Origin of the sequence: Oerskovia sp. NPDC056781 (assembly GCF_042789955.1) — a bacterium.
Classification (GTDB): Bacteria; Actinomycetota; Actinomycetes; order Actinomycetales; family Cellulomonadaceae; genus Oerskovia; species Oerskovia rustica.
The window spans coordinates 1-2,994 of the sequence record NZ_JBHUAD010000342.1 but is presented as its reverse complement, the minus strand read 5'-3'; the positions used below and the strand labels follow the sequence as shown (position 1 = coordinate 2,994).

The 2,994-nt window shown below is 68.2% G+C and carries 3 protein-coding genes; 1 reads left to right on the top strand and 2 read right to left on the bottom strand.

The genetic code is table 11. The features are described from left to right. The first annotated feature begins 105 nt into the window (after positions 1 to 105). Positions 106 to 600, top strand: a complete 495-nt coding sequence (locus ACFRCR_RS18090) for a phosphoribosyltransferase (RefSeq protein WP_377679521.1) — start codon at positions 106 to 108, stop codon at positions 598 to 600. Between the two features lie 182 nt (positions 601 to 782). On the opposite strand, the gene ACFRCR_RS18085 is transcribed toward ACFRCR_RS18090, so the two are convergent. Both ACFRCR_RS18085 and ACFRCR_RS18080 read right to left on the bottom strand, forming a co-directional pair. Continuing rightward, complete coding sequence (locus ACFRCR_RS18085) at positions 783 to 1,157, bottom strand: hypothetical protein (RefSeq protein WP_377679518.1); 375 nt, start codon at positions 1,155 to 1,157, stop codon at positions 783 to 785. A 149-nt stretch (positions 1,158 to 1,306) separates the two neighbouring features. Further along, positions 1,307 to 2,683, bottom strand: a complete 1,377-nt coding sequence (locus ACFRCR_RS18080; RefSeq protein ID WP_377679516.1) for a hypothetical protein — start codon at positions 2,681 to 2,683, stop codon at positions 1,307 to 1,309. Positions 2,684 to 2,994 lie beyond the last annotated feature (311 nt).

Here is a 2,994-nt window from a genome sequence, read left to right as displayed (position 1 = left end):
CGCCTCCCGTTCGCGGGAGGCGGCCCTTCTCGTGTGCTGGACCGTGCCGTCCTGCGCTCGGCCCTCGGCGGGCCGACCCCCAGGTGCAGCACCTAGGCTCTGCCCATGAGCACAGAGCGCGAAGTCATGACGTGGGAGCTGTTCGGCACCGCGTCCAGGCAGCTGGCCGAGCAGGTGGTGGCCAGCGGCTTCCTGCCCGACGTCGTGGTCGCCATCGCCCGCGGCGGCCTGCTGCCCGGCGGTGCCGTGGCGTACGCCCTGGGGACCAAGGGCGTGGGGACGCTCAACGTCGAGTTCTACACGGACATCGGCCAGACCCTCGCCGACCCGCGCGTCCTGCCCCCGCTCATGGACACGTCCGAGCTCCCGGGGTCGAAGGTCCTCGTGGTCGACGACGTCGCGGACTCGGGCCGCACCCTCGCCCTGGTCATGAGCATTCTCGCCGAGCACGGCACCGAGGCACGCTCCGCGGTGCTCTACACCAAGCCGCGCACGATCATCCAGCCGGACTTCGCCTGGAAGGAGACCGACCTGTGGATCACGTTCCCGTGGTCGGCCGAGCCACCGGTCGAGGGCGCGATGTCGAGGCCGAACGACTAGGTCGTGATCGGCAGCTGCCGCACCTGGTCACGCACGGACGCGACAGGCCCGGGTCGACCGTCCGGGTCGTGTGACCTCCGCCGCCCCGCCAGCAGGCGGCCGGGCCGACGGAGGTCATTCACCCTCGAGCCGGCTCCCCCGCACCCGGCAACCGGTCGGCAACAACCGGCCCGCGGGCGCGCTCAGCGCGAGCCGAGGCTCGCAAGCACTCCCTCGAGGACCTGGACCTGCACGGTGGTCAGTCCGTCCGACATGTCGTCGGCCTCGTCGAGAGCCAAGCCGATCTCGGCTGCCGCATCTTCTCGCACCAGCAACGCCGCAAGAGCGTCGCTCTCGGAGCAGAGCGTGTCTAGGCCCTGCTCAGGGGTGCTCTGCGCGAGATAGTTCCCCAGGAACGGATAGTCGAGTACCGCGTCCACAAGTTCGGCCGTCGTCAGCGCGTCGAGGATCTCGTCCGGGACCCTCAACAGCTCGACCAGTTCAGCGGGGTCGTGGCTGGCCCAGGCCGCCGGATCTGACTCAGGGGTCAGGGAGTAGTGGAAGGTCTCGTCCGGCACGTCGTGTCCTCCCGGGTCGGAGGCCGTGGCACAGGCCGAGGCACCGAGCACGAGGTTCAGCGCCAGGACACAGCCCCAGACGATGCTCCCGCTCCGCTTCCTGTCCTCGGCCCCCCGCCCGGGCGCTGTCGTCATCCGCGTCACGGACCTCATCGCCAGTAGTAGTACAGCGACGTGGTCGCCGTGTAGGGCGTGTGGTTCGGAGCGTGGGTGTACAGGCCCAGCTGACCCCACTTGGAGGTGAGCGTCGTGGCCCCGCTCTTGTAGGCGGAGTGGTCTCCATTCACATAGCGGACGCGGTGACCGGTCTTCAGCGGGGACAGTGCCGTCGACGCGGTGCTGTACGGCTGACTCGACGAGTAGGCATAGCTCCCGTCGGTCCAGTACTTGGACGGATCGTTCATCCACATGGTGTTGGTCGTGGCCTGGCTGTACCAGGCATAGGAGTGGCAGTTGTACTTCGCGGTCGACGACCTCAGTCGTGTCGCCTTGGGGTACGCCTGTGCAACCCAGGCGTTGTTGTCCGAGATCTGCTTCGCTGTGAGGTCGCCCGAGATCTTCAGGGTCGCAACAGTGCTCCCCTTGGGCGTCTTGACGCTGCTGCCGGTCTGGGTCGGCGCGGCCGGCAGGATCGCCTGCACCTCGCCCCATGTCAGCGACCCCGTGGCCAACGAGTGGATCGACGACACGACGTTGAGGGCGGTCGACCCGACCGACCCGCCGTCCTGCTCGGACTGGACGGATGGGACGGCGTCCGCGGCCACACCGTAGGTCTCGTCGATCCGGACCGCGACGTCCTGCAGCACCGCATCCCACTCTTCGTGGTCGATCGCCGTGGCGAGCCCCCCGGTCACGAAGCCGTCGATCGCGGGATCGTCGATCACTTCCTGCGCGAACTCGCGGTCGTCGATCGCCAGCGCACGCAACGTGATGAGCGCGGAGGCCTCAGCCCCGTAGACGTCGCCACCGAGCTCGACGTCCTTCGCTTCCCACTTGGCCACCACCTCGTCGACGAGCTCGGCGCGGCCCGCCAGGTCCGAGCCCTCGAGCACCTCGGGCTGAGCGACGAGCATCTCCAGGAAGCCGACACGGATCGTCGCGAACTCGTCGGCCGCCGCGACCGCTCCAAGATCCGTCGCTGCATACGCCCGAGCGATCTCGGCGCCGGCGTCGTCGCGGCCGAGCAGCTCGTCGAGAGCGCCGAACTCCGCGCGGACGGCGTCCACGCCCTGCTGGGGAGTGCTGTGCGCGAGGTAGTTACCGAGGTAGGGATAGCCCAGAACGGCCTCAAGCAGGCTTGCGGTGGACATTTCCTCGAGCACGCCATCTGGGATCTGCAAGGCATCTACCAGGTCTGAAGGATCCGCCTTGGCCCACTTCTCGGGCGCAGCCTCCGGGGTGATCTGATACCCGTAGCCCCGTCCACCATCCTGTACGTACCAGGCCCCGTCACCACCTGCGCCATCCGGGCCGCCCACATGGGCGACGGCGGTCGTGGGGACCGTCACGATCATGGCAGCAGACACCAGTACCGCGATCTTCGTGCTTCCGACTCTCATCATGCGGACCTCTCTTCGTCTTCCGTGACGGTGCAGGAGGACGAGAGTGGCTGCGCAGCGCCGAGATTGCGCCCCTCATGCGCTCGGCCGTCACCGTCGACGAGCCGAGAGATCGCGTGACAGACCCTCCCGGTACCGGTCTTCTGCCCCCCTGCTGTTCTTTGTGCAGAATTCCGTGTCAAAGACTGACATGCCGTCGATATCGGCGCAAGAGGCGAAAGGGGGCAGAAACCGCCGGCGAGCCGCCGCCTTCTCGGACGACGAACGCCCCGCCGTTC

Bases quoted from the DNA above. Each gene is read 5' to 3' on its own strand.
- ACFRCR_RS18090 (WP_377679521.1), top strand. From the start codon at position 106: ATGAGCACAGAGCGCGAAGTCATGACGTGGGAGCTGTTCGGCACCGCG.